Origin of the sequence: Maridesulfovibrio zosterae DSM 11974 (assembly GCF_000425265.1) — a bacterium.
Classification (GTDB): Bacteria; Desulfobacterota; Desulfovibrionia; order Desulfovibrionales; family Desulfovibrionaceae; genus Maridesulfovibrio; species Maridesulfovibrio zosterae.
In genome coordinates this window covers 236,082-260,982 of record NZ_KE384342.1, presented here as the reverse complement: position 1 = coordinate 260,982, position 24,901 = coordinate 236,082, and the positions used below count along the sequence as shown (strand labels likewise).

Genomic DNA, 24,901 nt, shown 5'->3' with positions numbered 1-24,901 from the left:
AAGCCTGAAATAACCTAACTGTACTTAAAGATTAAAGAGGACATTTATGTGACTACTTAAATGATATGCAACATCAGACGGGATAAGATTATGACTCTTTACAACTTCTATATAAATCGTAATCATTGAAAAATGATGTACATGTTGACACAGCTACGAAATCAACCCTGAGATTTATAAGAACTTAAGTTCTCTTAGGTAAAAAATATATCCAAAAGTTGTTTATTTTAAATAAGTTAAGCTCATATAATCATGCGTTATAAAATAATACGATTTTTCGCACTTGCTTTTATTACATAAACATGTTTTTTTCTCTTTACGAAAAAAACGAGCATTAATAATGCTCAACACACTTATTTATTTAGTTTTATTTACCAATCAAGAAAAACAAATTTCAGAATGTATTCTTTGTGATATTTTTTATGTTGCGGGAATAAGCATCAACTCTAATTTGATTATTACTCGGAACTAATTATTTCATTCTTATCCTTACAATTATCCATAAAAAGTAACACCTTACAAATAAAAAACAGATACAACATACTTTCTAATCCTATTTTTAACAGCTTTAATATTTATAATCCGGAAAACTACTCCACATAAAAGGAGGGGATCGGTATGAGTTCAAGCAAAAAATTTAAACTTATTTTTAAAGACAGAATAGGAATTGTGTTCGATATTACCCAACTTATGTTAAAGCAAAAGCTGAACATCATTTGTATGGAAGTTGAACAAAAAGAAGGTTTTGCTGAAATTTCAGTTGAAATAGAAGATAGAAACAATCAATTAGATCCCGATAGAATACTCAAACTCTTTGCAACCCTGCCCAATATTGAATCACAATCTCCACTGAATACATTACCGCAAGAAAAAAGGGAAAGATGGTACCGCACACTTTTCGACGGAATAAGTGAAGGAATACTTTCAGTAGATTCTAAAGGCATCATAAACACCGCTAACAGTGTAGCATGTAGAATTTGGGACCTGCCATACGAAAGCATAGTGAACACACATGTAAGTGAATTAAGTCCTGAAGATAATTTGTTGCTTGAATGTGTAGAAAAAAAAATCCCTGTCAGCAGAAGAAAATCAGCAGTTACTAGAACCGGAAGAGTTGAGTTCTATGGTTCTGCGTCTCCTATTCATGACTCCCAAGGAAGATTTGTGGGAGCTGTATTACTTATAAAAGACCTCAAAGAAATAAAAGCAATGGTTGATGCTGTGATGGATCCCATTGAAATTAATTTTGCTGATTTTATAGGTGAAAGCAAAGCCATCAAAAACCTTATCAGCTTTGCAAAAAAAGTTGCAGACCTCGACACAACTGTATCAATTACCGGCGAAAGTGGAACAGGAAAAGAACTCTTTGCCCGAGCCATTCATTTTGAAAGTGGCAAAAAAGGACCATTTATTCCGATCAACTGTGCAGCACTGCCGGAAGCTCTTATCGAAAGTGAATTATTCGGATATGTAGACGGAGCCTTTACAGGAGCAAAAAAGAAAGGAAAACCGGGACTCTTTGAAGCCGCCGGAAATGGGACCATTTTTCTGGATGAAATCGGTGACATGCCCCCCGCACCTCAAGCAAAAATTCTGCGAGTACTCCAAGATGGATTCGTACGCAGAATAGGTGGTGTTGAAGAAATTCCTGTCAACGCACGGGTAATTACAGCAACTAACAAAAACCTCAGTAAGATGGTTGGTTCAGGCGATTTCAGAGAAGACTTATTTTACAGAATAAATGTGCTGACAATACAGATACCTCCATTACGCGAACGAATGTCCGACATTCCTCTTTTAGTCGGCAAGTTTCTCAAGCAATTCAACTACAAATTACAAAAAGAAGATCAAACCATCAGCATTGAAGCTCTGAACAAACTCCATAATTATAATTGGCCCGGAAATGTAAGAGAGCTTCAGAATGTTATTGAACGGGCATCAATTCTCAATGAATCCAGTGAAATTACTGCTGATAATATACACCTCAATACAAAACCTCACTCATGTAGTAATCAGTGCCGCTTGCCCGAACTCTCCGCTGGTAGAAAGATTTTAAAAGAAATGGTTGGCATCTACGAAGCAAAACTGCTGCTGGAAGCTCTTAATTCCACTTCAAGCATCCGTAAGGCCGCCAAGAAATTAGGCTTATCTCACACTGCCCTTCTTAAAAAAATACAAAAGTATGAACTGCACATCCCTGCTAAAGATATTATGTGGGAATCTCCTCTCGTTGAGATGTAATACAATACAGCCTCCATCTTTATTCTAAACTTGAACTGCCTTCCCCTCCGGTTCTGTCACGTCTTAAAAAGATATTATCAATAATATATGGCAAAACATATAGGTATTTTCTATTTCATAATATAGCTAAGCACGGTGGTAACAAGTCTCCTTTATGGAACCAAAACATACCATATCAAATAAATTCATAAATATCAGATACTTAAAGAAGTTATTAGCTACAAGTGGTATTAGATAGCACCATTTTATGTTTCTTATCCTTTTTTTCACACACCTTTTTCAGTTTCAAAGTTATTTTAATTTCAATCTCCATTTCAGGTAACGACTGGATTTAACTAACTTTAAAATAATGAATAAATTCACAATCTTTCATAGGCCTATCTTGGCATGAGGATTGCCTAAGAGAGTAAAAACCAAGAGTTCAGACTCTACTTTAAAACTCCCGGTGTGATTACGGGATATAACATTTTTACCTAGGAGAGTTGGAAATGAAAGTTGGAATCCTGAAAGAAATCAAATCTGAAGAGAACAGAGTTGCCATGACCCCCACAGGCGTTGAAGTAATGTGCGCCAATGGTCATGAGCTTATGGTTGAAACTTCAGCTGGCGTAGGAAGCGGTTATTCCGATGAAGACTACGTTGCAGCTGGAGCTAAAATCATTAAAACCCCCGCTGAGATTTATGCTGACTGTGAAATGGTTATGCATGTAAAAGAACCCCAGCCTTCTGAATATGATATGGTACGTGAAGGTCAGATTGTTTTCACATATTTCCACTTTGCTCCAGACGAGCCTCTCACCCGTGCATTCATTAAAAACAAATCCATCGCAATTGCTTATGAAACAGTAGAAGGCCCCTCAGGCGATCTTCCTCTCCTCACCCCTATGAGTGAAGTTGCCGGCCGTATGTCAGTACAGGAAGGAGCCAAATACCTTGAGCGCTACTACGGTGGAAGAGGACTTCTCATGGGCGGCGTTACCGGTGTAGCACCTGCAAACGTAGTTGTTATCGGTGGTGGTGTTGTAGGAACCAACGCAGCACTGATGGCTTGCGGACTCGGCGCAAAAGTTTCTCTGCTTGATATGAACCTCGACAGACTCCGTTACCTCTCAGAAGTAATGCCTAAAAATTGTTTCCCAATGATGAGCAGCCCCGCACTTCTCCGCGAACTGGTTCTGGAAGCTGATGTTGTTATCGGTGCAGTGCTTGTAGCTGGTACCAAAGCTCCTAAACTCGTTACCCGTGAAATGCTCAAATCCATGAAAGACGGCTCTGTTATCGTTGACGTTGCAATTGACCAGGGTGGTTGTTTTGAAACTTCAAAAGCAACAACTCACAAAGATCCAGTTTTCGAAGTTGAAGGCGTAATTCACTACTGCGTAGCAAACATGCCTGGCGCAGTACCTGTTACTTCCACCATGGCACTTACTAATGCAACTCTTCCTTACGCTCTCCAGATTGCAAATAAAGGCTGGAAAAAAGCTGCTGTTGAAAGCAATGCAATTAAAACCGGTCTCAACATGGTAAACGGAAAGGTTACCTACAAAGGTGTAGCAGATGCTTTTGACCTTGAATACGTCCCCGTTGACAACGTTCTGTAAGCAACAAAAGTCGCTCAATTATAGAGGCTCATAAAGGAGTTATTATTAAAAGTTAAAGGGGAAAACATGGAACTATTGACTTTAATCGATGGAATAGTAGGGAAAATAGGTGCATTTGCTTGGGGACCTCCGATGTTGATTCTACTCGTAGGTACCGGTTTCTGGCTCACATATTCACTCCGCGGTCTTCAATTTAGAAAACTGTGGTACGCCCTCTACCTTGCTCTTGTTAAACGCAAGGAAGAAACTGACGAACCTGGAGATATCACTCATTTTCAAGCATTGATGACAGCATTATCGGCCACAGTAGGTACCGGTAATATCGCAGGGGTTGCAACTGCTATTGCAATTGGTGGTCCCGGAGCAATGTTCTGGATGTGGATAACAGGCCTCGTTGGAATGGCCACAAAATATGCTGAAGCTGTTCTTGCCGTTAAATATCGTGTTGTAGATGAACACGGTGAAATGAGCGGTGGACCTATGTATTATATCTCCAAAGGTCTGAAAATGCCTTGGCTTGGAACCATATTCGCAATATGCGCTTCCTTCGCAGCCTTTGGAATCGGTAATATGGTTCAATCAAACTCAGTTGCAGATGCTGTAGAAGCAACTTACCATATATCACCATTCATAACTGGTGGCATCCTTATGGTCTGTACTGCTGCAGTTATTCTTGGCGGTATTAAAAAGATCGGTCAGGTAACAGGTTTCTTTGTACCTATCATGATCGTCTTTTATATGGCCGGCGCAGCCTATATCATCATTACACATATCACTGAAGTTCCCTCAGCTATTCTATTCATCATAGAACAGGCATTCAACCCGAGTGCTGCGGTCGGCGGCTTTGCCGGTGCATCCATCATGCTCTGCATCAGAATGGGTGTAGCCCGCGGTGTATTCTCAAATGAATCTGGTCTTGGTAGTGCTCCAATCGCTGCTGCAGCTGCACAGACCAAAAGTCCGGTAACACAGGCACTGGTGTCTATGACCCAGACCTTTATCGATACTCTTATCGTCTGTACAATGACAGGTCTGGTACTGATTCTTACCGGAACATGGTCAAGTGGAGCCACTGGCGCAGAGCTGACAACAGTAGCCTTTGCTGCCGGAATCCCCGGCGGAGCGCACATTGTAACCATCGGCCTCGTTTTGTTTGCCTACTCTACCATTCTCGGATGGTGTTACTATGGTGAAAAATCGATTGAGTATCTGCTCGGTATCAAGGCAGTGCTTCCCTACCGCCTTGTATTCATCTGTTTTGTCGGAGTTGGAGCCGTGTCTAAACTCAGCCTTGTCTGGAACATATCAGACACACTGAACGGCCTTATGGCTCTCCCAAACCTTATTGGACTGCTGATGTTAACCCCGGTTGTAGTTGCGGAAACTAAAAAGTACTTCGCAGCAAAAAGCAGCGCTGATAAGGCCGACAACATGAACCCATCAGATAGCGTTTCATAATTAGTCCCTTTCCCACATAATCGCCTAAAAATACGACCTTCTTCCGGGTGCCTCACTGCCCGAAAGAAGGTCGTTCTATAAAAAACAACCAGATATTTCAAAGTTTGCAACAGTAAGTCATACGTAATCACTTTCCACATGACTCTATGCTCTTACTAAAATACAGGAGGTAAACAGTACCAAAAAACTAAAAAAATAATCCGGCAGTCATGTTAACGCCGGACACAAGCTGCGCAACTCTGACAGCACAATAATATATGCTAAAAGAGTTTACAGAGGTAAATGATTCTTACCTGAATAACATATTCAGGAAATTTTGGTTGAGGCATGCACATATGAGTCCAGCATCCTAAACAGGAAGCTGGACTCATTTTTTTATTTCTTCTTAAAAAGATATTGCTTTATTAATCAGTATAATATGAGAAGACTTGACTTCTCGCTACACCGTTAAACAATATTAAAAAGACCCGCCTGCCTAATTAATCCATCCTCGTAACGCTGGGGAAATATTCTTTGCAAACCTGCTTTTGCGTAAATTCAAGAATGCCTACTGGCCGGACCTGACTCAGCTTACTCATGTCCGGCACCTAAATTAATTACTATAAGATTCGGTTTATTACATTGAGTTGGTGTAGTTAATGAACTTATTTGCCGGCACATCTGCAAATTAGGCGGTCTGCGTCATTTTCCACATCTCACCTACTGGGCAAATCAATACGTGTTTGGAATATGCTTTCCCCGGCGAAGTGGTTTAAATGTATCGGTACCACACGGCCCAAGTCTAAAAGCTTGATACATGAAACAGTTGGACCCCAAATAATGATATCAATAAATTTCAGCATTAACTAACCCGGTACAAACCTTGAGACCGGAACCAGTATGAAGCAGTTGCATAGCTTCAAAATGAACGAAAGAAAGCTGAACCGAAAGTTGATTACTGATCTAACTTCATGCTCGCTAAAGCAATTTTTAAGCAGCTTATGATTAGAGAGTCTATTCAACGGCAGGATTCAACATTCCAATAAATCTTCCTTCAGAACTTCTTGCCAAAGAGAGAGGGGAAGTAATAAATGACTTTTTAGACTTTCGGGATTTGTTTGAACTATTAATATTAGTTTTCATTAATCCTGTACTTTCAAGACCAGTAAATTTATAATTTTGAAAGTCAGCCATGCTTAATCTCCAACGTGGTTAAATTAAGTTTAGCTAAGCAGAGCTAGAGCATGGAGATAGATCGACGACAAAAATTTAAACTTAATCAAACTTTTTTCATTTTTTTAGATTATATGGGGAAGACTATGAAGCTAGTAAAGTTGATAAAAGAAAAGGGGCTTAGATTTTCATCTAAACCCCTGAATTCTCTGGTAGGCCACAAAGGACTTGAACCTTTAACCAACGGATTAAGAGTCCGCTGCTCTACCAATTGAGCTAGTGACCCGTGTCGTGAGAAAACGGTTTAGAGCTGATTGCTACAGATGTCAATAACATTTTTATATTTTTTCAAAAAAAAGGCACTTTAATGCGTTTGAAGTTAATTTTATTTGTTTTATTAAGCTTATTTTCTGCCACAGGAACTCTTTATCCTCAGAATGCTCTGAGTGCACAGAATCAAAACCCTAATCTAAATACTAAATGGAAAATATTCAAACTGAGTCTTGAAGATCAGGCAAAAATTGGCGTTCAAACCGAAATACTCGCAGCTCTGATCCTTGAAACAAAAAACGGCTGGTATACATACTCACACAATCCGGGAAAAATGGGACAGCCGACAACATTAAAAGCTACCCTTATGCCGGATAAAGTGATTCTAACTCCACTCTACCTTCCGGGTAAACTTAAAGACGATCCATTTAACAAAGGAAGTAAAATAGGTACATATTCTGATCAGACACCTATACTGATCCCAGTACCTCAGACCTCAAAGTCCTTTACACTCAAGACACAGCTCTCGTTATTAATGTGCTCTGACACAGCCTGTCAGCCTTTTAAAACTGAGCTTAAGTTTCTGGGAATTGGGATTGTTGCCAAAAAATTACCTGCGGCAAATACTCAGCCGTGGTGGCTTAAATTGGTAAGGTCCCGCGCGAACACAAATAAAGACAAAATAAATCTTAAAAACATTTCCGCCCTGACACCAAAGACAAAAGCAGAAGTTATAATCAAACCAAAATCGGAAAAAGGACCTCAGTCAGCCACAGGAAAAACAGATAACGAAAATAAAACTGCTCCATTAACCTCTTTTTCCTTTTCTGACCTGAAACCGCAATCTTTTACCCCGGGACTTGAAGTAACAGATTTAACTACAGCAATACTTTTTGGACTGCTGGCGGGGTTTCTACTTAACTTCATGCCATGTGTCCTTCCGGTCATCAGCCTCAAACTATCTACTCTTCTTGCAGGAGCACAGCATATAACTGCAGCAGAGCAAAAACGTAACTTTCGTGAACACAATTTATTCTTTGCCCTCGGCATACTGATCTACTTCGGATTACTAAGTGTGATTCTGGGTATGACAGGAATGGCCTGGGGTCAGATTTTTCAAAAGCCACCAGTTGTAATCGGACTTACCGGAATTGTCTTTGCTCTATCTTTAAGTCTATTCAGGCTATTCAATCTTCCTATAGTAGACCTGAAAATCAGCACAAAAAACAGTGGACCACGCACTCAGGCCTTTTTCACAGGCGTACTGGCAACTTTGCTGGCAACACCATGCAGCGGGCCATTTCTGGGAGGAGTACTAGGCTGGGCGATGGTCCAAAAATATTACGTGATAAGCTCTGTATTTCTAAGCGTAGGTGCAGGTATGGCAATTCCTTATATATCGATGGCACTATTTCCTGCTCTCGCAACACGCTTTCCTAAACCGGGAGCATGGACAGTATGGATAGAACGCGTAGCTGGTTTTTTCCTTGCAGGGACCTGTATATACCTGCTCAGCATTCTACCGGAAAATATGCTCATCCCGACTCTGATCTTCATGTGGTTCACAGCCGTTGCAGCATGGATGTGGGGTCTGGCCGGTGGAAGCAACAGTAAAACATCTATGTATATACTGCGTATTGCAGCTCTTGCCATTTGCATTACCGCAGGATTTTGGGCTGCGACCCCACCTGTTAGAAATGCCAATTGGATAAATTTCAAAAAAGAAGACTTTGCCGCAAGACTAGGCCATGAACAAATGCTGGTGGAATTCACCGCAGACTGGTGTCCATCTTGTAAGATTCTTGAACAAACCACACTCACTCCGGCGAATCTGAATCGGTGGCAGAAAAAATACAACCTGACCTTCATAAAAGTTGATCTAACTGCACCTAACAAAAACGCTGACCAATTCCTGCGGTCACTAGGCAGCAGATCTATACCGCTGGCAGCAGTATTCAGTATTGGCGACGGTTCAAAATCACCAACGGTTATCAGAGACCTATACACAACAGGACAAATGGATGAAGCTTTAAAACAGACACTCGAATAAGAAAAATCCGGCTGAGATAAAATTATCAGCCGGATTTTCTCATTATCTGCCCTTTTGGCCTTCACAGCCCTTTACGGCGCGTCTAGTGTCAGCTATCTATCTTGGTTCAACATTCAATCACTAGCTTAACAGCACAAGATAAAGGAAATATATGCTTAACTTTCAAATTTTTATTCCTACACGTATAGTTTTCGGCCCCGGAAAAATTGCTGAACTCGCCACAACTCCAAACCTTCCTAAAGGTGATAAAGCCATGATTGTCATCGGCGAGTCAGGCGCCATGATCAGCAACGGCTATCTCGATAAGGTACAGGCATCTCTTGCCAAACAGAATATATCTACAATTGTATTCGACAATATTTCTCCTAATCCTAAATCAGACCAGATTGATCAGGCAGCAAAAATTACCCGTGAAAAAGAAATCGATTTTATTGTAGCCCTTGGTGGAGGTTCAACAATTGACGCAGCCAAAGCAATTGCACTGCTGACAACCAACGTAGGCAAATGCTGGGACTACATCCAGTCAGGCTCCGGCGGCGGAGTTAGAGCGGAAAACCCAGCAGCACCGCTTATTGCCATTCCAACCACATCAGGCACAGGAACAGAAGCAGATCAATGGGCAGTTATCAATAAATCCGGGGCAAATGAAAAAATCAGCCTTGGTAATGATTCCACATTTCCAGCAATGTCTATAATCGACCCGGAACTTATGCTTACAGTGCCGCCACGGATGACAGCATATACCGGCATAGATGCATTTTTCCACGCAGTTGAAACTTTCGTATCCAAAGAACACCAGCCTGTAAGCGACATGCTTGCTCTTGAAGCAGTACATCTCATCAGCAACTATCTGCCCATGGCAATAGCTGAAGGTGATAATATTGAAGCACGCACTGTCATGGCATGGGCAAGTACAGCAGCAGGAATGTGTGAAACGCTTTCCCGCTGCATCTCCCAGCATTCACTGGAACATGCACTCAGTGCGAAATATCCGGAGTTGCCACACGGTCTGGGCTTGGCAAAGCTGTCAATCGCATATTTTAAAAGGTTAATTCCCGAAAATCCTGATCGTTTTGAAGATCTAGCCATGGCAATGGGTTACGATACCCAGTCTCTTGATGAAAACATGCGTGCCACCATATTCCTTGAAGGACTTCGTCACTTACTTGAACGGACCGGATTTAATGATGAATCTCTCAAAACATACGGTGCAAAAGAAGAAGATGTTCCAGAACTTGTTCAAATAGCGTTCGAAACAATGGGCAAACTATTTGAATGTACACCAGCCAATATGACTCAAGAAGATCTCGAATGTATAGTCTCTGAGGCCATCGCAGGTTAATCGACATATGTTTTAACTATCCGGAGAGTCTGGTCTTTATATTCAGTGGTACAATCCCGAGAAATAAAATCAGGCTCTCTGGAAATTTACACATATTCCAAAATGCCTTACTACTCTGCTGCAATTTAATATTTATTGTAACAAATTAGACTTCTGCGAATATCACTATTGACCTTTTTATAACATATTCTTTTTAATATATTACTAACTTGAAAATCTTGCCTGTTGACATTTCGCTCATCACATTTATAAAAATATAACTGGTTACAATAAAAGAATTTTGATAAACAACGATAGGGAGTTCAGACACTGCAGGTGGAATATTTATGGCTAAAAAAAATAAGAAAATAGTACAATGTCCGTTTTGTAACAGTAATCGTCTTTATTTCAGACGAGGACTAGTTTCTGACGTGCTTATTTCTTTACTACTCCCTGTTAAATCATACACTTGCGGATCATGCAGCCGCAGTTTTCACCGCTTCGGAAATTACTTCACAAGCAAGCAGGCGCTAATTCATATTGTCGGGCTGATAGCAATATTGGCTATAGTTAACCCACATTTTTTGAACCCGCAAAACTGGTTTCTGAAAAAACAAAAAACAGAGCCAGTCGAGATGATTGCCGAAATTTCTTCTGAGCCTGCCCAAAATTCCACAGAGATGCCACTGCTAAGTATGGCTGTTATGAATTCGACAAACAGTTCATTAATTTTTGAGAATAGTACTGTTTCAGCAGTTGAAGATATGGTTGAAAATGCGACAAAAACAGGTAACCAAACTGACAAAACTATTCTGGCATTTAATGGAACAGAAGTAGTAAATGCAACAACTGACATGGCAACAAATAATACTGCCGATCTAAAACCTGAACCAGTTAATGAAAAACCAGGTCTGCAAAATGGCAAACTTAGATCAATCTATTTTAAAGCCGTAGCCGACAAAACCAGAATTAATCTTGATCTTGGGGGGGCACCTTTATCATATACCTCCTTTTTCCTTAGCAACCCTGACAGGCTGGTTGTAGATATCCATGGCAACTGGGAATATTATGGGCCTACAATACTCAGACCCGAAAACCCTATATTCTCACGATTCAGAATTGGAATTTATGAAGATAAAATACGTATGGTTATGGATCTGAAAGGTCAAACACCAGCTCCGGTTATAACGAAGACATCAACGGGCCTGAATATCGACGTAAAATAATTTTTTAAAGTTAAAAAATAAAGCTCCAGTTCGCCAGACTTCGGAGCTTTATTTTTAACAAAATATTAATAATCAAAAAGGCCCAAAGCCCCTTCTCTTATTCTATACAAATAATATCGAAATTATCTCCGGTAATACACTGCCCACCGTCTTTTGTTACTTCAAAAGTATTCTCAACACCGACCATACCTACTTCCGGGATACCATATTTGGGTTCGAGGGCAAAAACCATTCCTTCTTCAATAGGCAGGTTAAAACCTTTCGCGATTGGAGGATACCCATCAACGGTCAAACCTATTCCATGTCCTATAAAAGGTACTTTGCTCTCGCCTATCCCCATGAACCCATCTGTGTAACCTGATTTAGCAGCCTCTGACATGAGCATGTCATATATATCACTGACAAGCACACCGGGTTTAAGATTTTCTGCGGCTAGAGTCTGCATGTCCTTACAGAAGAGGTGCGCATCTAATACATCTCCGGGAATAGAGGATTTTGAACCAGCCCAGTATACCTGTGTTTTATCGGTATGGTAGCCTTCCATGACAAATCCGGCATCAACTGACAACGGTGAATTATCCACCCATATTTTCCCAGCACTTCCCATATATGGTGAAACAGGATGAACACCTCGAAGACCTAAAGGTCCATTGAAAGAACTTGGATAGATACCGGAATCTCCAGCAGATACATGTCCAAGAAAAATTTCTTCACCAAAGCTCTGCATACGCATATGACCTTCATGCCCCATTTCAAAAAAAACATTCCATATGAATTTTGAAATTTCCATCTCGGTCATACCGGGTTCAATCAGTTCCGGCAAAACTTCAACAAGAGCCATATTATGATGTTCACCAACTTCGCGCATAATTTCAAGCTCCCACTCAGATTTAACTGAACGGGCAAGAGAAAGCACCTTATCAGCTGGCACAAATTGATATTCAGCCATGCGTGAAGTAAGCATTTCACCAAGTTGCCATGTAAGACCAGCTGTTTCAGCTCCAATCACTTCGGATAAAGGCTGTCCGACTTCTTTAGCAAGAGGAGCAAGGTCCTTAAATGATTTGAATGGAACAATCGTTTTACATGTACTTTCAATACGCGCACGGTCAAGAGACCTGCGCACAAAAAGAACAGGTTCACCTTCCAAAGGCAGCCAGACCGCACCATTGACAAATGAACCGGAGAGATAATAAATCTGTAAACGTGAAAAACAAAGAATTCCCCCAGCCTGCGGAGCAACTTCGGGAAGAAAACGACGACATTTAGCCCAGCGGGCTTCAAGCTCAGTACGGGGCACAACTATATTCGTATTCATATCATTCATCGGGAATAAACTCCTGAAATTGTAAATTATAAATATTATGGATCTTCAAGAAAATAAGACAAGACCTCTTTTAATCATGTGGAAAGAGAACTTTGCAAGTAATCAGGCTTTGCTGTAACGTGCATAAACTTAAATTGCCCGTGGAGAACAAATTATGCTGCTATTAGACGAAAAAAAACTAGCCTCACTTCTTAATGAGGTCAAGGTGATAGCCGTAATCGGTGCAGTTGATAAACCGGGGCGACCTGTTGATCGAGTTGGCCGCTATCTTATTGATGCAGGCTTTAAAGTTATTCCTGTCCATCCTAAAAGAGAAAATGTATGGGGACTTAAAACATATAAATCTATTCTGGATATTCCAGAGCCAATTGATCTTTTAGATTTATTCAGAGCAGCAAATTTCTGCCCGTTTCATGCAGATGAATGTTTAAATCTTAAAGAACTGCCAAAAGTTTTCTGGATGCAGCAAGGTATATCAAGTCCTGAATCACGTGCGATGTTATCCGGTAAAGACATCACCGTCATAGAAGACAGGTGTTTAATGATTGACCATAAAAATTTAGTAGGCAAAGAATAATGACTCAAGCTTTTGAATGCCGAATGTGCGGCCATTGCTGCCAGGGTGAAGGCGGGATTATCATGACTGCCAAGGATAGAAAAAGACTCGCAGAGTTCCTCGGGATATCCGAAGATGAAATGGTAAATAAGTTCAGTGAAACTGTTAATGGAAAAATCCGGCTTCAATCCAAAGAAAATGGATATTGCGTATTCTTTAACGAAGGCTGCGGTATACACCCAGGCCGGCCTGACATATGCCGGGCGTGGCCTTTTTTCCGTGGAAATCTCATCGATGAAATCAGCTGGGAAATGATTCAGGAATACTGCCCAGGCGTAAATAAAGAAGCTGGACATGCGCAGTTTGTAATACAAGGCAAAGAATATATAAAATCTGAAGGACTCCGCCAGCACGACCCTGATGTAGCCCCAAATGCACTCATTACTGAAGACGACTAATACACGATGAATACCAGACAAGCACAGAGCATTTTAAAAGTTGGAAGCGATGCAACAGAAGGAGACATTAAACGTTCTTTCCGTAAGCTGGCCTTCAGTATGCACCCGGATTTAAACCCCAGCCCTGATGCTGCTCAAAAATTTCGTGAGCTTAATGAAGCTTATGTCTTTCTCAAAAACGTCATGAATAATACGTCCGGCAGAAAAACTTCTGCCGGTCAAAAATCTTACACCAGCCGGAATACAGCTTCAAAACCCCAGACAGATCGCAAGACAGCATCTGACGGAGCTAAAGCTTACCAGAAACAACAGTCAAAAGCCCGAAGTGAAGCAAGCAAAGCAGATTCAGCAAGAGCCCAGCAAAGTCGCTATTTTTTCCAGAAAGAAGAAGACGTATTAAAAGATATCCTCAATGACCCTTTTGCCAGACAGGTTTTTGAAGATATTTATAGCCAGATAAGCAAAGACAAACCTTTCAAAAAACCTTCTGCCCCCATGCAGGACCGTAAACTAAACCTAAGCTGGGGTGATAAAAGCACTTCGGTGGATGTTTCATCCGGATTTACCGAAGGAATAAAGTCATGGGTAAAAGGGCAGATGGATGATGAACAGACTGTTTATTTTCCTGCACAGGCGCTGCACCCCGGACGAAATATTCGCATTACAATTCAACAGGGCCTTCGCAAGAAGTCAAAAACGCTCGAAATTACCCTGCCGCGTGACTTCATAATCGGGCGAGCTATCAGACTCAAAGGGCAAGGTAGAAAACTTGGACCTTTTAAAGGCGATTTATACCTGCGGATCATGGCAAAATAGCTGTTTTCGGCTTCATACTGATTTAAAAAAAAATAAAAACCTATTGTTTCTACATTTTCTCTTGTTTTCCTTCGATTTTTTTACTAGCCCCTATAGATAGATCAGAACCGTAAAAATCTGCCATTTCGGCAGCCGTTCTTTGGGAAGCTACCCTGCCTCCCGAAATAAATACCCTCATTCCAGATACAAGTTCTGCGGTTCAACAAGTATTATAAACCTTAAGGGGGCCCTTCTCATGCTGGCTATTCTTGACTATAAGGCCGGAAATCAGACTAGTGTTCAACGCGCGTTGAATAAACTTGGAATTCCTAACGAAATCACTGCGGACAAAGAAAAACTCGCAAATGCGACAGGTATCATCTTTCCTGGTGTCGGTGCAGCAGGACAGGCCATGGATGAACTAACATCCGGCGGACTGGACGAACTGCTCAAAGAACTCATTCTTCAAAAAAAACCGTTGCTCGGTATCTGTGTCGGATGTCAGATCCTTCTAGACTACAGTGAAGAAAATGATACAAAGGCATTATCAGTGATTCCTGGCGAATGCCGTCTTTTCAATCCTTCATGGGAAGACTATGAAGGTGTACCTATTCGTGTTCCTCACATGGGTTGGAATCAGATTGAACTCAAAAAGGACTGTGTCCTTTTCAAAGGTATTGACCCGGAAGCACATTTTTATTTTGTTCACAGTTACTATCCTGCTCCAGAAGAACAATACATCATAGGTGAAACCACATATGGCCGCCCATTCTGCTCTCTCCACGGGCGTGACGGCCTCTGGGCTGTTCAATTCCACCCTGAAAAGAGTGGTAATCCCGGCCTGAAATTTATTTCCAACTTCTATGAATACTGTAAGGAGGTTTCCGGTGCTTAGTAAAAGAATTATCCCTTGCTTAGATGTGAGGAACGGAGTCCTTACCAAAGGAGTGAAATTCAAAGATAACATTGACATAGGCGACCCAGTCGAAACCGCAAAACTCTATTATGAACAAGGTGCTGATGAAATCGTCTTTTATGACATCACAGCTTCATCTGAGGGTCGAGGTATTTTCCTTGATGTTGTAGAACGCGTTGCTTCTGAAATATTCATCCCCTTCTCTGTTGGTGGAGGAATCAACACAGTTGAAGATATGCGTGCAGTACTTCTTGCCGGAGCTGAAAAAGTTTCTGTAAACTCAGGCGCAGTTAAAAATCCAGACATAATCAGTGAAGGAGCAGCAGCTTTCGGCTCTCAATGTATTGTTCTGGGTATGGACGTAAAGCGTGTTGAAAAGTCTGAACTGATACCTTCGGGATTTGAAATAGTTATCAATGGTGGACGCAAGTTTATGGGCATCGATGCTCTGGAGTGGGCCAAAACCTGTGAAGCTTTAGGTGCCGGAGAAATCTGCCTCAATTCTATTGACGCAGACGGTACTAAAGACGGTTATGATCTTGAGCTGACCAGACTGATTGCCGAGAACGTAGGTGTACCGGTTATCGCTTCTGGTGGCGCAGGGCATCCACAGCATATGGTAGACGCTGTAACCGAAGGACGCGCGACAGCAGCACTTATAGCATCCATTGTTCACTATGGAGAATACACTATTCCCCAGATTAAAGAATATATGGAATCCAAAGGTGTACGCACACGCAACAGCTGGTAGCAAGACTAGGTAATAAATTACGCAGACGAATTAAAATATCTTTCTAACAAGATTTAACAAGTCTGAAAGCTTTTAGTAAATAAGTTCGGCGAAATTGATATATCAACTTCGCCGAACTTTTATTTTTACTGAACCAATTCAATAATATTGGCTTAACCAGCTAACAACCCAACTTTCACTTTTACAATAAAATTCGATTAATAAAAAATAATGTCAGAACCTCATTTGAAAGGCTCATTTGATTCCCAAATAGATTTATGGATACTACTTTAAACGGTCTTCCACCAATTTTAAATATGGCTCAATCCCACAAACTATGTCTTCGGGCCATACAAATTGTTCAGTGCTTTTTTGTTCGGATGTTTTTAAAATGACATCTTTTAGTGCCATGTAATCTGATGGATCATCAATGATCTGTTCAGTAGGCAGAAAATAACTGCTCCCGTTATCTCTGGAACTTATTACAGGTAGGCCACATGCCAGAGCTTCAAGAACAGAATTGGAACAAGCATCATAAAAAGATGGAAGGACGAAAATATCTGATCTTCCATAAAATTCCGGCATGTCAGTTACTTTGCCTAAAAATTGGACACGCTCTACAACTTTATACTGCTCGGCCAGTTTAATATATTTAGATGGATTGCGGCCACCGGCAATATGCAGATGATAATTTGAAGGAAGCTGTGCAATAGCCTTAATTAATGAAGAAACACCCTTTAATGCAAAATTTGTTGTTGCTGTGGAGATAAGAATGTCGTCATTTTTAAGATGGTATTCAGCTCTGCTTGCGTCCCTCATGCTTGCCTCCGGTGGGCTAAACAACGAAAGATCCGGTTTATTGTATACCACATCAATCTTACGCCCTGCGAGTTCTGGATGAGACTCAAGCATCCATTCTTTCACCCTGTGTGACACACAAACGATATGGCATGGAGATAAAGATTGGCGCCGTTCAATGTACCTTATCAGTAAATTAACCATAGCTGTATGCCTACGGAACATTTTAAAAGATCGCCCAAATCCAGCAGGCCAAGCTTTTTGTGAAAGACGCCAAAAAGACTGGAGAGGTCCACCGCCAATGCGCAAAATATCCTGATTAAGCGATTTGCCAAGACTTATACTAAGATCATACTTGCCCTTTTTGCGTTGTTTTTCTGCTGCAAGAACAAACCACAATAACTTTCCGGCACGGCATACCCCATAACGGCCGACGTTTATAATTTGCACACCCTGCGGAGCTTCTTCCTCAGCGCGTGAACAGATAAAGTCAACTTTGTATCCAGCGGAGGCAAGAGCCGCGCTCAAATTGTATCCAAAACGCTCAACCCCACCATAACGACTGAAACGGGGAAGGATGATAGCTATCTTTTTCATAAAATACTTCGGCGCAGTGTCCATTAAGTGATGTCGACAAAGCAAATATCCTTGCCCGACATAATTTATATTGATACTCGCAAACTGAAGCAGCAAGTATTGTAATCTGGTAACGGGCGGTGATGTTAGACTGAAAGTGCCGACTTGCCAAGAGAAACGAAACTAATGCTTTTTTACTGAATCAATATTCACTTGGAATACCAAATAATGCTATTTTGCTATTCCCTGTTCAGGAGAGACCATGCCGTTTATGACTCAGCATCTGGATATGCAAATTTTTATACTGGCCAACCAGGTTTTCAGGAAACACTGGATGGATATTATTATGCCCATACTATCATCAGCAACTTTACTTTGGGCTGTCATAACAATTGTCACCCTGCTTGGCGTGTACAAGAAAGGCTTAAAATTCATGGTCATAATTTTGCTGGTGATCGCTTCTATGGGGATTGCAGACATATCCACCAATGTTATTAAAAAATCCATAGGCAGAGTCCGACCGCTAAACTCAATTCCACTCACTTACCATCATGAAGACGGTAAATGGCAAAGGCGAGCGCTTGATTTTAAACAAAGCAAGGAACGCGGTAACTCATATCCATCTGCTCATGCCTCGAACTCCATGGCATTTGCTGTCATGCTGATGTTTTTCTTCAGAAAACTCAGACCTTGGATGCTTTTTCTGCCCATATCAGTTGGCTATTCCCGCCTATATCTTGGAAAGCACTTTCCGACAGATATTATGGCAGGGTGGGCCCTTGGGGCATGTGTAGCAATTTCTCTATGGCTATTTTGGGAATACTATTTAAAATGGAAATTACCTGAAAAACTTCAGGTTTAAAGACTTGCAAAAAATTTGCCGGACTGACTGAAAATCAAGCTTTACCACAAGACAATTGATATTCATTTCTAGTCAGTCCGGCATTGAAAATTTTTATTCGGGATTCTCGTTTGAATTGAGAATCCCGAACAAATTGAGAAGGAAGGATTAGGCTAGATTCCCGGAACCGGAAACCTTGAGCAGAAAGATTCGATTTCAGACTTAGTGTGGATCGCCAAGTCCTTATCTTCGGGGTGTTGGAGGATCTTTGTCATCCAGCCCGCAAGTTTGACCATGTCGGTCTCTTTCATCCCACGAGTAGTGGCAGCGGGTGTTCCGATTCTGATTCCACTGGGCTTTAGCGGAGGATTGGGGTCATCGGGGATGATCTGCTTGTTAGTGGTTATGGAAACAGCGTCCAAGAGCTCTTCAGCAACTTTTCCATTTATGCCGAAACTCTTCTCGGTATCCAGAACCATCATATGGTTGTCAGTTCCTCCGGTAATCAGGAATGCACCGGATTTTAACAACTCATCAGCCAATGTCCCGGCATTATTAAGCACTTGTAATCCGTATTCATGAAACTCAGACTCAGCGGCTTTTTTGAGAGTAACCGCAATACCTGCGATAGTGTTCATGTGAGGACCACCCTGCAATCCGGGGAAGACAGCCTTGTCGATTTTGGAAGCAAATTCTTTCTTACAAAGAATCATGCCTCCACGTGGACCACGTAATGATTTGTGGGAGGTGGTGGTTACCACGTCAAAACCGAAATCAAAGGGATTGCGAATGACATCGGCAGCGATGAGACCGCCATAATGGGAAGCATCGGTCATCGTGATTGCTCCCACTTCGTCAGCAATAGCTTTGAATTTAGAATAATCCAGATCACGGGGATAGGAGGTATAACCGCAAAGGATCATCTTCGGCTTATGTTCAAGGGCCGTTTTACGCAATTCATCAAAATTGATAGAACCGTCAACAGGATCTGTTTTGTAACGTATAAAATTGAAAAGCTTACCCATGAAAGACACAGGTGCACCATGAGTAAGATGACCTCCGTGAGAGAGGTCCATGGCTAGAATAGTATCCCCCGGCTCAAGTAAACCGAGATATACCGCTTGGTTCATAGGGGAACCGGAAAGGGGCTGCACATTAGCGTGTTCACACCTGAAAACCTGCTTAGCACGCTCACGGGCAATTTCTTCAATGGTATCGGTAAACTGCTGGCCGCCGTAATAACGTTTTCCGGGATACCCTTCGGAATATTTGTTCGTAAAAATACTGCCAAGGGTACAGAGAACTTCGGGGTAAGTGTAGTTTTCAGATGGGATTAATTCAATACCTGCTTTCTGACGAGATTCCTCACCTGAAAGAGCATTAAAAATTTCTGAATCATTTTTCTGGAGAAGGTCGCGATATTCTTGCATGGGCACTCCTTTAAATTGATCCTCTTTCGTAAAAAGAGGAAAGGATGCACGTCTTGAAAAAGACGAGGCCCAGGCGAGCGGCTGGATATAAAATTCCGTGTTTCCCTGTGGTTAATTCCACATAACATCGCCAGTTGCACGGAATGTGTGTTCAAAATGCAGTTACATAATTATCAACGTAATTTAACTCTGTAAACAGTTTTTTAGCCCTATTGTAATATTTAGGATAAAATAAGTTTATAGCGAATACGCAAAACACCGTCTTCAAAACCATGCGAAACCATCTTGAACTCACCGATTTCATTACTATTATCTACATGCTCACCGATACATGGACAGGCATCAAAATCACCAATACTTATGACTCTGACACTATCTACACCTTCAGGTAAACGAGTAAGATTGAACTGTTTATCTGCATCTTCAAGACTGATTACGTGTTCAGTCACCGCCAGATTTGACGATATTACATCATTTACACCCTGCTCAATTTCGAGAGCTTCCTGATCAGTTAAAGCATGATCAAATCTATAGTCACACTTAGACTTTTTCTTGTTGATATGAGCACTGAAACAACGCTCACAACCAAATTTCCTAACCATAACCTGATTCAAAATATGCTCGGCTGAATGCATACGTGGTCGATAGTCTTTTGCCATTATAAAAATCCTTTTAAATTTTTACATTCTAAGTCATTAAATTATGACAATTAACATATTCTAATTGAACTCTTACCACAAGTGACAGTGTGCCTTGCATAAATTTTAGAAACAAAAAAACCGGAATCAGCAAAAGACTGACCCCGGTTCAAATATTGTAACCTCTCATCTGTCGCAAATACGTCAGCTAAACCAATTAAGCAAATCTGCGCTTAATAAATCCTACCAGACCAAGCCCACCAAGCATAATAACAGCGGCAGCAGGAATTGGGGTTGGAGCAACGTTAGAGATATCTGTAACAGTAACATCCTCTATAGTAAGCTTAGTTAACTGCCCCAGTCGATTATAAGAATATTCTGACAATTGATTAATCGTTGACCCCACAACCAGATCATTCAGTTTGGAATACATATTCAACATATACAATACAGAGTTCTCATTACCTGTCTGACCATAAAAACCACTATAAGCAGGTGCTACCCAATTGTCATCCATCTCTACCTTTCCGCTAAGGACACCCGCATGTAAGGAGCCAAAAACGGAACCCCACTTATACATAGGCCGTCCAAGCAAACTAACAGTTCCAACCTTGCTTGCATCAATCTTTACAACATATTTTACTTTAGCACCGACTCCGATATTAGCATCTGCTGCGAGTCGCCCCGCATCAAGAATATGCTCACCAACAGTCCCTTCCAAAGTTAAATAATATGGCGAAGCCTGAGCAAAACCGGATACTGACAGCACCAACATTGCAATAAAAACAGCAATCGTCCTCTTAACCATATTTCATCACCCCTCTAACTTTACCTAAAAATATTAGCCAGCTACCATTGACATCAGACATAGTCAAGGCATAACAGCAAGATAGATATAAATACAATAATATATATTTACAAAGAACTATCAATCATACCTTATAGGCATACTCTCTCGCGTATTTAATAAATACTGAAAGTGTACTCTGCTATATTGCAGACTCCCATATTATAAATCAGCATGCAAAACAAAACCACGCTCAACAAATGTTGAGCGTGGTTCAATATCTAATCTATCTGCCACCATTTCAGGTCAGCTAAACCAATTAAGCAAATCTGCGCTTAATAAATCCTACCAGACCAAGCCCACCAAGCATAATAACAGCGGCAGCAGGAATTGGGGTTGGTGCAACGTTAGAGATATCTGTAACCTTAAGATTGTTCAGGGTAAGTGTGGTCTCACCGCCATACCATCCCCCCGGAGTTAAACTATGGGAATATTCTGTAAGCGACTTAACAGTCGACCCGACAGCAAGATCTGCAAAATCTAAACCCCAGTTCTGAATATAAGTAATAGACTTTTCATTACCTGTTTGAGCGTAAAAACCTTCATAATATGGATTAATATAGTTTTGACCCTGAGTATTATGCCCACTTAAGACTCCAGCATAAAGGGTACCAAAAATGGAATCTCTCCCCTTACCTGAAACTCCATGCTTATCAGGATCAACCTGAATCACATACTTTACATTAGCACCGACTCCAATATTTGCAGCTGAAGCCAGCCCTCCACCATCGTTGATAGAGCCTACTGTTCCTTCCAGTGTCAAATAATAAGGCGATGCTTGAGCAAATCCAGCCACTGACAATATTAAAACTATCAAAAAAGCAATTATACTATTCTTCATTATTTTTCCTCCCCTTAAACGTTATTATAAAATAATCCCCGCGCATTAATCAGTCAAGACAAAACACCTTCAACAAAACAAATAATAACAAGATTTCCTATCAACAAATGCAATCATTACCCAAGCGTCATATATTTGATCACAAAAATCCATTAAGCAAAAATTATTCCAACCACCTAAAAAATACTCAAACTATATTGTCTTACAAAATAATAAGAAATCACTTTCAGCAACCACGCTAGTTCCTTATATAATATAAGCTTACACTTCTTCATATTATAATACGATAAGAGTGCTAAAAAATATCAAATTTAGCATCTTTTAAAAGGCAATTTACCATTTACGGGATTCCACAACCACAAGCCTGATAAACTCAGCCATTGCGGGGGAAATCCATTTATTTTTATGGTAAGCGATCCTTACCATTACCGGATTATCTGAGTGGCACTTAATATGTTTTATTTTTCCAGACTCTATTTCATTTCTAACAACTATATATGGCAAAAATGAAACACCTATATCACAAAGCACATACTGCTTGATAACCTCAATGCTGGCTGTTTCTATAATATTATCAGCTTTAATACCTTTTTCCGCCAAAAATTTCTGAAACACAGAACGGTAGCTGCATCCTTTCTCTGTATAGATGACAGCATGCCGACCAGTATTGATAAGTTCACTAGAAGGATAATCACCAGGCATAATGATGCTCATAGGTTCTTCATATAAGGGCTTGAATATCAAGTCAGATTCTTCCACCTCACCTTCGAGCAATATGGCCAAATCAAGCTCGCCATTTTTTAAAGCTTTACGCATATCTGAGCAGATGGAATTCTGCATAATAACTTCAACAGCAGGATATTGCTTTTTATACTGGCGCAAGATTGGCGACAGTCTATAAATCAGCGTAGATTCAGGTGCACCTATATATAGAGTTCCAGAAGGTTCACTAGATATATTATGAAGCTCACAAATGCCATCATAGCTTGCAAGAAAAGGAATTGCATACTTGTAAACCCGCGATCCAAATGAGTTAAGAATCACTTTTTTACCTATACGATCAAATAAAGGATGACCATAGTAATCCTCAAGTGCCTGAATATGGGAAGTTATTGAAGATTGTGCGTAGTTAAGTGCTTTTGCAGCTCTTATAAAACTTCCATGTTCTACGATTGCCTTAAATGAAATAAGATGTCTGATTTCCATATATGACCTTCCAGATTTTATTCCCCTCATTCTTATCTGTTTTACTGAACCTATCAATCATAAAATTCAGTTATGCGAATATAAAGTTCTCTGCTAGCTTTTCAGCAAACAAATTTAAGAAGGTAATATTATGAAAAAGAAAGTCATTGGTACACTTCAATTAAGCGGCTTAATAGTAGGAGCAGTACTTGGGTCTGGTATTATTTTGTTGCCCCCAATTGCACATATGCAACTACATGATTGGTCAATTACCGCATGGACATTTATAATGAGTCTTGGAGCTGTTTTCGCAATACTCTTTGCAAAACTGGCCCTGGCTTTCCCCGGTGACGAAGGTGTTGCCATAGCAGTGCGTGAAGCATTTGGAATACGTGCCGGTCAACTTGTTTCAAATTATATAATCTGTGCTGTCTGTGTTGGTCCGGTTGCAGTTCTCATGACCGCTGCAAAAACGATTTCTACGACCTTCAGCATCCCAGCTAACTTTAACCCTGCCATAGCAGGAGGACTACTAATTTTATGTATGATCCTACTCATGCGAAGCATAACCACAGTAGGGACAATTGCCTTTGCATCAAGTCTTGCAATTGCATTTGTTCTTGCTGCTGGCAGCATCAACACTATAATAACAATGCCGGTATACCTGCTTCCGGTAACAGAAATTAATATTCAGGATATGGGCAGAACGTTACTGATAATGTTCTGGGCTATTATAGGATGGGAGGTAATAGGAAACTACACTTTAGAAGTTCGTGCCCCCCAAAAAACGATACCTATGGCAACCGCTATTGGAACAGGAACAATCTGCATAATCTATATTTTAGTTGCTGTAGCAATACAATCCATACATTCAAGCGCGGGTAGTATAAACAACTTTTCAATGTACATGATTGTAACATCACTACTTGGTAAATACTCCAAGATATTAATCATGCTCATTAGCACTGCTCTTTGCATCTGCACATATTTAATGTTTGTAGGAGCTATTGCAAGACTCTTGGCTACACTTGCATCTAAAGAAAAACTACCTGTTGTACTATCCAAAAGGAATGTAAATGATGCGCCAACAGGAAGTCTGTATTTATTGTTTACTTTTCATTTCAGTAATCTTTTACTTCTACATTTTGGTCTTATCACTCTTGAACAAGTCATATCATTTGCGAATGTCTTTTTTCTTGCAAACTCACTTATTGCAGTATCCGCAGCAATAAAAATTTTCCCATCGCTTTTTCTGCGTATTCCAAGCATATTACTGTGTGCAGGATTCTTATCACTATTATCATTCTCTTCAATATGGCCATTACTTGCACTACTGGCAGTAACAATAGGTACTTTAAGATTTAAAACGCTTGTAGTTTTTCAAAATTGAAAATCTTGATTGACTTTTTTTAATCAAAGAAATGTTACAGTTGTGTTACAACTTATAATTAATTTTTTATTACTAATATTTAAACAACTTACATTTATGTAACAACTTTATTCAATTTACTAATACGAAAAAAAGTTCGTTGACAATATGAAAATTTGTTCTAATGTGAACTTAATTTTTAAATTACTATTAAAAATGAATATCTTTCATTGACTGGATTTGATCTCTGACTGGAGGAGTGAAACATGAAAAAG

21 protein-coding genes, 1 tRNA gene and 1 riboswitch are annotated in these 24,901 nt (G+C 40.5%); of the genes, 13 read left to right on the top strand and 9 right to left on the bottom strand.

The window, feature by feature from the left end:
• Positions 1 to 618 precede the first annotated feature (618 nt).
• From H589_RS0112700 to H589_RS19775, 3 genes are all read left to right on the top strand, one after another.
• Positions 619 to 2,241: a sigma-54 interaction domain-containing protein gene (locus H589_RS0112700; RefSeq protein WP_035076033.1), complete on the top strand. Its 1,623-nt coding sequence runs from the start codon at positions 619 to 621 to the stop codon at positions 2,239 to 2,241.
• 488 nt (positions 2,242 to 2,729) lie between these two features.
• The gene (ald, locus tag H589_RS0112695; RefSeq protein WP_027722363.1) at positions 2,730 to 3,842 is read left to right on the top strand and encodes an alanine dehydrogenase; all 1,113 of its coding nucleotides are present in this window, start codon (positions 2,730 to 2,732) and stop codon (positions 3,840 to 3,842) included.
• 66 nt (positions 3,843 to 3,908) lie between these two features.
• The gene (locus H589_RS19775; protein ID WP_051249741.1) at positions 3,909 to 5,300 is read left to right on the top strand and encodes an alanine/glycine:cation symporter family protein; all 1,392 of its coding nucleotides are present in this window, start codon (positions 3,909 to 3,911) and stop codon (positions 5,298 to 5,300) included.
• A 993-nt stretch (positions 5,301 to 6,293) separates the two neighbouring features.
• On the opposite strand, the gene H589_RS0112685 is transcribed toward H589_RS19775, so the two are convergent.
• Both H589_RS0112685 and H589_RS0112680 read right to left on the bottom strand, forming a co-directional pair.
• A complete protein-coding gene (locus H589_RS0112685) occupies positions 6,294 to 6,473 on the bottom strand; it encodes a hypothetical protein (RefSeq protein ID WP_027722362.1) in 180 nt (59 codons plus the stop codon).
• A 189-nt stretch (positions 6,474 to 6,662) separates the two neighbouring features.
• Positions 6,663 to 6,738: transfer RNA gene (locus tag H589_RS0112680), tRNA-Lys, on the bottom strand.
• Between the two features lie 81 nt (positions 6,739 to 6,819).
• Between H589_RS0112680 and H589_RS0112675 the strand changes: the two genes are divergently transcribed.
• The 3 genes from H589_RS0112675 to H589_RS0112665 all read left to right on the top strand — a co-directional run bounded on the left by H589_RS0112675 (position 6,820) and on the right by H589_RS0112665 (position 11,319).
• Complete coding sequence (locus tag H589_RS0112675; RefSeq protein ID WP_027722361.1) at positions 6,820 to 8,772, top strand: cytochrome c biogenesis protein CcdA; 1,953 nt, start codon at positions 6,820 to 6,822, stop codon at positions 8,770 to 8,772.
• Positions 8,773 to 8,923: 151 nt separating this feature from the next.
• Complete coding sequence (locus H589_RS0112670; protein WP_027722360.1) at positions 8,924 to 10,114, top strand: iron-containing alcohol dehydrogenase; 1,191 nt, start codon at positions 8,924 to 8,926, stop codon at positions 10,112 to 10,114.
• 326 nt (positions 10,115 to 10,440) lie between these two features.
• Complete coding sequence (locus tag H589_RS0112665; protein ID WP_035076030.1) at positions 10,441 to 11,319, top strand: AMIN domain-containing protein; 879 nt, start codon at positions 10,441 to 10,443, stop codon at positions 11,317 to 11,319.
• Positions 11,320 to 11,416: 97 nt separating this feature from the next.
• On the opposite strand, the gene H589_RS0112660 is transcribed toward H589_RS0112665, so the two are convergent.
• Positions 11,417 to 12,646 (bottom strand): M24 family metallopeptidase, encoded by a 1,230-nt coding sequence (locus H589_RS0112660; protein WP_156891729.1) that lies wholly within the window; start codon positions 12,644 to 12,646, stop codon positions 11,417 to 11,419.
• Positions 12,647 to 12,800: 154 nt separating this feature from the next.
• On the opposite strand from H589_RS0112660, the gene H589_RS0112655 reads away from it, so the two are divergent.
• From H589_RS0112655 to hisF, 5 genes are all read left to right on the top strand, one after another.
• Positions 12,801 to 13,223, top strand: a complete 423-nt coding sequence (locus H589_RS0112655) for a CoA-binding protein (RefSeq protein WP_027722357.1) — start codon at positions 12,801 to 12,803, stop codon at positions 13,221 to 13,223.
• Positions 13,223 to 13,660: a YkgJ family cysteine cluster protein gene (locus H589_RS0112650; RefSeq protein WP_027722356.1), complete on the top strand. Its 438-nt coding sequence runs from the start codon at positions 13,223 to 13,225 to the stop codon at positions 13,658 to 13,660. Before H589_RS0112655 ends, H589_RS0112650 begins: the two co-directional genes overlap by 1 nt.
• A 6-nt stretch (positions 13,661 to 13,666) precedes the next feature.
• Positions 13,667 to 14,476 (top strand): J domain-containing protein, encoded by an 810-nt coding sequence (locus H589_RS0112645; RefSeq protein ID WP_027722355.1) that lies wholly within the window; start codon positions 13,667 to 13,669, stop codon positions 14,474 to 14,476.
• Positions 14,477 to 14,711: 235 nt separating this feature from the next.
• Positions 14,712 to 15,350: an imidazole glycerol phosphate synthase subunit HisH gene (gene hisH, locus H589_RS0112635; RefSeq protein WP_027722354.1), complete on the top strand. Its 639-nt coding sequence runs from the start codon at positions 14,712 to 14,714 to the stop codon at positions 15,348 to 15,350.
• Positions 15,343 to 16,122 (top strand): imidazole glycerol phosphate synthase subunit HisF, encoded by a 780-nt coding sequence (gene hisF, locus H589_RS0112630; protein WP_027722353.1) that lies wholly within the window; start codon positions 15,343 to 15,345, stop codon positions 16,120 to 16,122. Before hisH ends, hisF begins: the two co-directional genes overlap by 8 nt.
• 264 nt (positions 16,123 to 16,386) lie before the next feature.
• On the opposite strand, the gene H589_RS0112625 is transcribed toward hisF, so the two are convergent.
• The gene (locus H589_RS0112625) at positions 16,387 to 17,496 is read right to left on the bottom strand and encodes a glycosyltransferase family 4 protein (RefSeq protein WP_035076269.1); all 1,110 of its coding nucleotides are present in this window, start codon (positions 17,494 to 17,496) and stop codon (positions 16,387 to 16,389) included.
• Between the two features lie 241 nt (positions 17,497 to 17,737).
• Between H589_RS0112625 and H589_RS0112620 the strand changes: the two genes are divergently transcribed.
• Positions 17,738 to 18,337 (top strand): phosphatase PAP2 family protein, encoded by a 600-nt coding sequence (locus H589_RS0112620; RefSeq protein WP_027722351.1) that lies wholly within the window; start codon positions 17,738 to 17,740, stop codon positions 18,335 to 18,337.
• Between the two features lie 152 nt (positions 18,338 to 18,489).
• Here the strand turns inward: H589_RS0112620 and H589_RS0112615 are convergent, their stop codons facing one another.
• The 5 genes from H589_RS0112615 to H589_RS0112595 form a co-directional block, all read right to left on the bottom strand.
• Positions 18,490 to 19,746, bottom strand: coding sequence for a serine hydroxymethyltransferase (locus H589_RS0112615; protein ID WP_027722350.1), 1,257 nt, complete (start codon positions 19,744 to 19,746; stop codon positions 18,490 to 18,492).
• Between the two features lie 60 nt (positions 19,747 to 19,806).
• A riboswitch (ZMP/ZTP riboswitch) is annotated at positions 19,807 to 19,894 on the bottom strand.
• Positions 19,895 to 19,967: 73 nt separating this feature from the next.
• Positions 19,968 to 20,405 carry an alanyl-tRNA editing protein gene (locus H589_RS0112610; RefSeq protein ID WP_027722349.1) on the bottom strand — a complete coding sequence of 146 codons (438 nt, stop codon included), beginning with the start codon at positions 20,403 to 20,405 and terminating at the stop codon, positions 19,968 to 19,970.
• A 196-nt stretch (positions 20,406 to 20,601) separates the two neighbouring features.
• On the bottom strand, positions 20,602 to 21,192 hold the full coding sequence (locus H589_RS0112605; RefSeq protein ID WP_027722348.1) for a hypothetical protein: 591 nt from the start codon (positions 21,190 to 21,192) through the stop codon (positions 20,602 to 20,604).
• 298 nt (positions 21,193 to 21,490) lie between these two features.
• The gene (locus H589_RS0112600; protein ID WP_027722347.1) at positions 21,491 to 22,072 is read right to left on the bottom strand and encodes a hypothetical protein; all 582 of its coding nucleotides are present in this window, start codon (positions 22,070 to 22,072) and stop codon (positions 21,491 to 21,493) included.
• Positions 22,073 to 22,405: 333 nt separating this feature from the next.
• Positions 22,406 to 23,278: a LysR family transcriptional regulator gene (locus tag H589_RS0112595; protein WP_027722346.1), complete on the bottom strand. Its 873-nt coding sequence runs from the start codon at positions 23,276 to 23,278 to the stop codon at positions 22,406 to 22,408.
• A gap of 130 nt (positions 23,279 to 23,408) precedes the next feature.
• On the opposite strand from H589_RS0112595, the gene H589_RS0112590 reads away from it, so the two are divergent.
• Positions 23,409 to 24,647: an APC family permease gene (locus H589_RS0112590; protein WP_027722345.1), complete on the top strand. Its 1,239-nt coding sequence runs from the start codon at positions 23,409 to 23,411 to the stop codon at positions 24,645 to 24,647.
• Positions 24,648 to 24,901 lie beyond the last annotated feature (254 nt).

Excerpts from the sequence above, each read along its gene's own strand:
- H589_RS0112660 (WP_156891729.1), bottom strand. The coding sequence starts at position 12,646 with ATGAATGATATGAATACGAATATAGTTGTGCCCCGTACTGAGCTTGAA.
- H589_RS0112610 (WP_027722349.1), bottom strand. The coding sequence starts at position 20,405 with ATGGCAAAAGACTATCGACCACGTATGCATTCAGCCGAGCATATTTTG.
- H589_RS0112620 (WP_027722351.1), top strand. The coding sequence starts at position 17,738 with ATGCCGTTTATGACTCAGCATCTGGATATGCAAATTTTTATACTGGCC.
- H589_RS0112595 (WP_027722346.1), bottom strand. The coding sequence starts at position 23,278 with ATGGAAATCAGACATCTTATTTCATTTAAGGCAATCGTAGAACATGGA.
- hisH (WP_027722354.1), top strand. The coding sequence starts at position 14,712 with ATGCTGGCTATTCTTGACTATAAGGCCGGAAATCAGACTAGTGTTCAA.
- H589_RS0112605 (WP_027722348.1), bottom strand. The coding sequence starts at position 21,192 with ATGGTTAAGAGGACGATTGCTGTTTTTATTGCAATGTTGGTGCTGTCA.
- H589_RS0112600 (WP_027722347.1), bottom strand. The coding sequence starts at position 22,072 with ATGAAGAATAGTATAATTGCTTTTTTGATAGTTTTAATATTGTCAGTG.
- H589_RS0112685 (WP_027722362.1), bottom strand. The coding sequence starts at position 6,473 with ATGGCTGACTTTCAAAATTATAAATTTACTGGTCTTGAAAGTACAGGA.
- H589_RS0112615 (WP_027722350.1), bottom strand. The coding sequence starts at position 19,746 with ATGCAAGAATATCGCGACCTTCTCCAGAAAAATGATTCAGAAATTTTT.
- H589_RS19775 (WP_051249741.1), top strand. The coding sequence starts at position 3,909 with ATGGAACTATTGACTTTAATCGATGGAATAGTAGGGAAAATAGGTGCA.
- H589_RS0112700 (WP_035076033.1), top strand. The coding sequence starts at position 619 with ATGAGTTCAAGCAAAAAATTTAAACTTATTTTTAAAGACAGAATAGGA.
- H589_RS0112655 (WP_027722357.1), top strand. The coding sequence starts at position 12,801 with ATGCTGCTATTAGACGAAAAAAAACTAGCCTCACTTCTTAATGAGGTC.
- ald (WP_027722363.1), top strand. The coding sequence starts at position 2,730 with ATGAAAGTTGGAATCCTGAAAGAAATCAAATCTGAAGAGAACAGAGTT.
- H589_RS0112590 (WP_027722345.1), top strand. The coding sequence starts at position 23,409 with ATGAAAAAGAAAGTCATTGGTACACTTCAATTAAGCGGCTTAATAGTA.
- H589_RS0112625 (WP_035076269.1), bottom strand. The coding sequence starts at position 17,496 with ATGAAAAAGATAGCTATCATCCTTCCCCGTTTCAGTCGTTATGGTGGG.
- H589_RS0112650 (WP_027722356.1), top strand. The coding sequence starts at position 13,223 with ATGACTCAAGCTTTTGAATGCCGAATGTGCGGCCATTGCTGCCAGGGT.
- H589_RS0112665 (WP_035076030.1), top strand. The coding sequence starts at position 10,441 with ATGGCTAAAAAAAATAAGAAAATAGTACAATGTCCGTTTTGTAACAGT.
- H589_RS0112670 (WP_027722360.1), top strand. The coding sequence starts at position 8,924 with ATGCTTAACTTTCAAATTTTTATTCCTACACGTATAGTTTTCGGCCCC.
- H589_RS0112645 (WP_027722355.1), top strand. The coding sequence starts at position 13,667 with ATGAATACCAGACAAGCACAGAGCATTTTAAAAGTTGGAAGCGATGCA.
- H589_RS0112675 (WP_027722361.1), top strand. The coding sequence starts at position 6,820 with ATGCGTTTGAAGTTAATTTTATTTGTTTTATTAAGCTTATTTTCTGCC.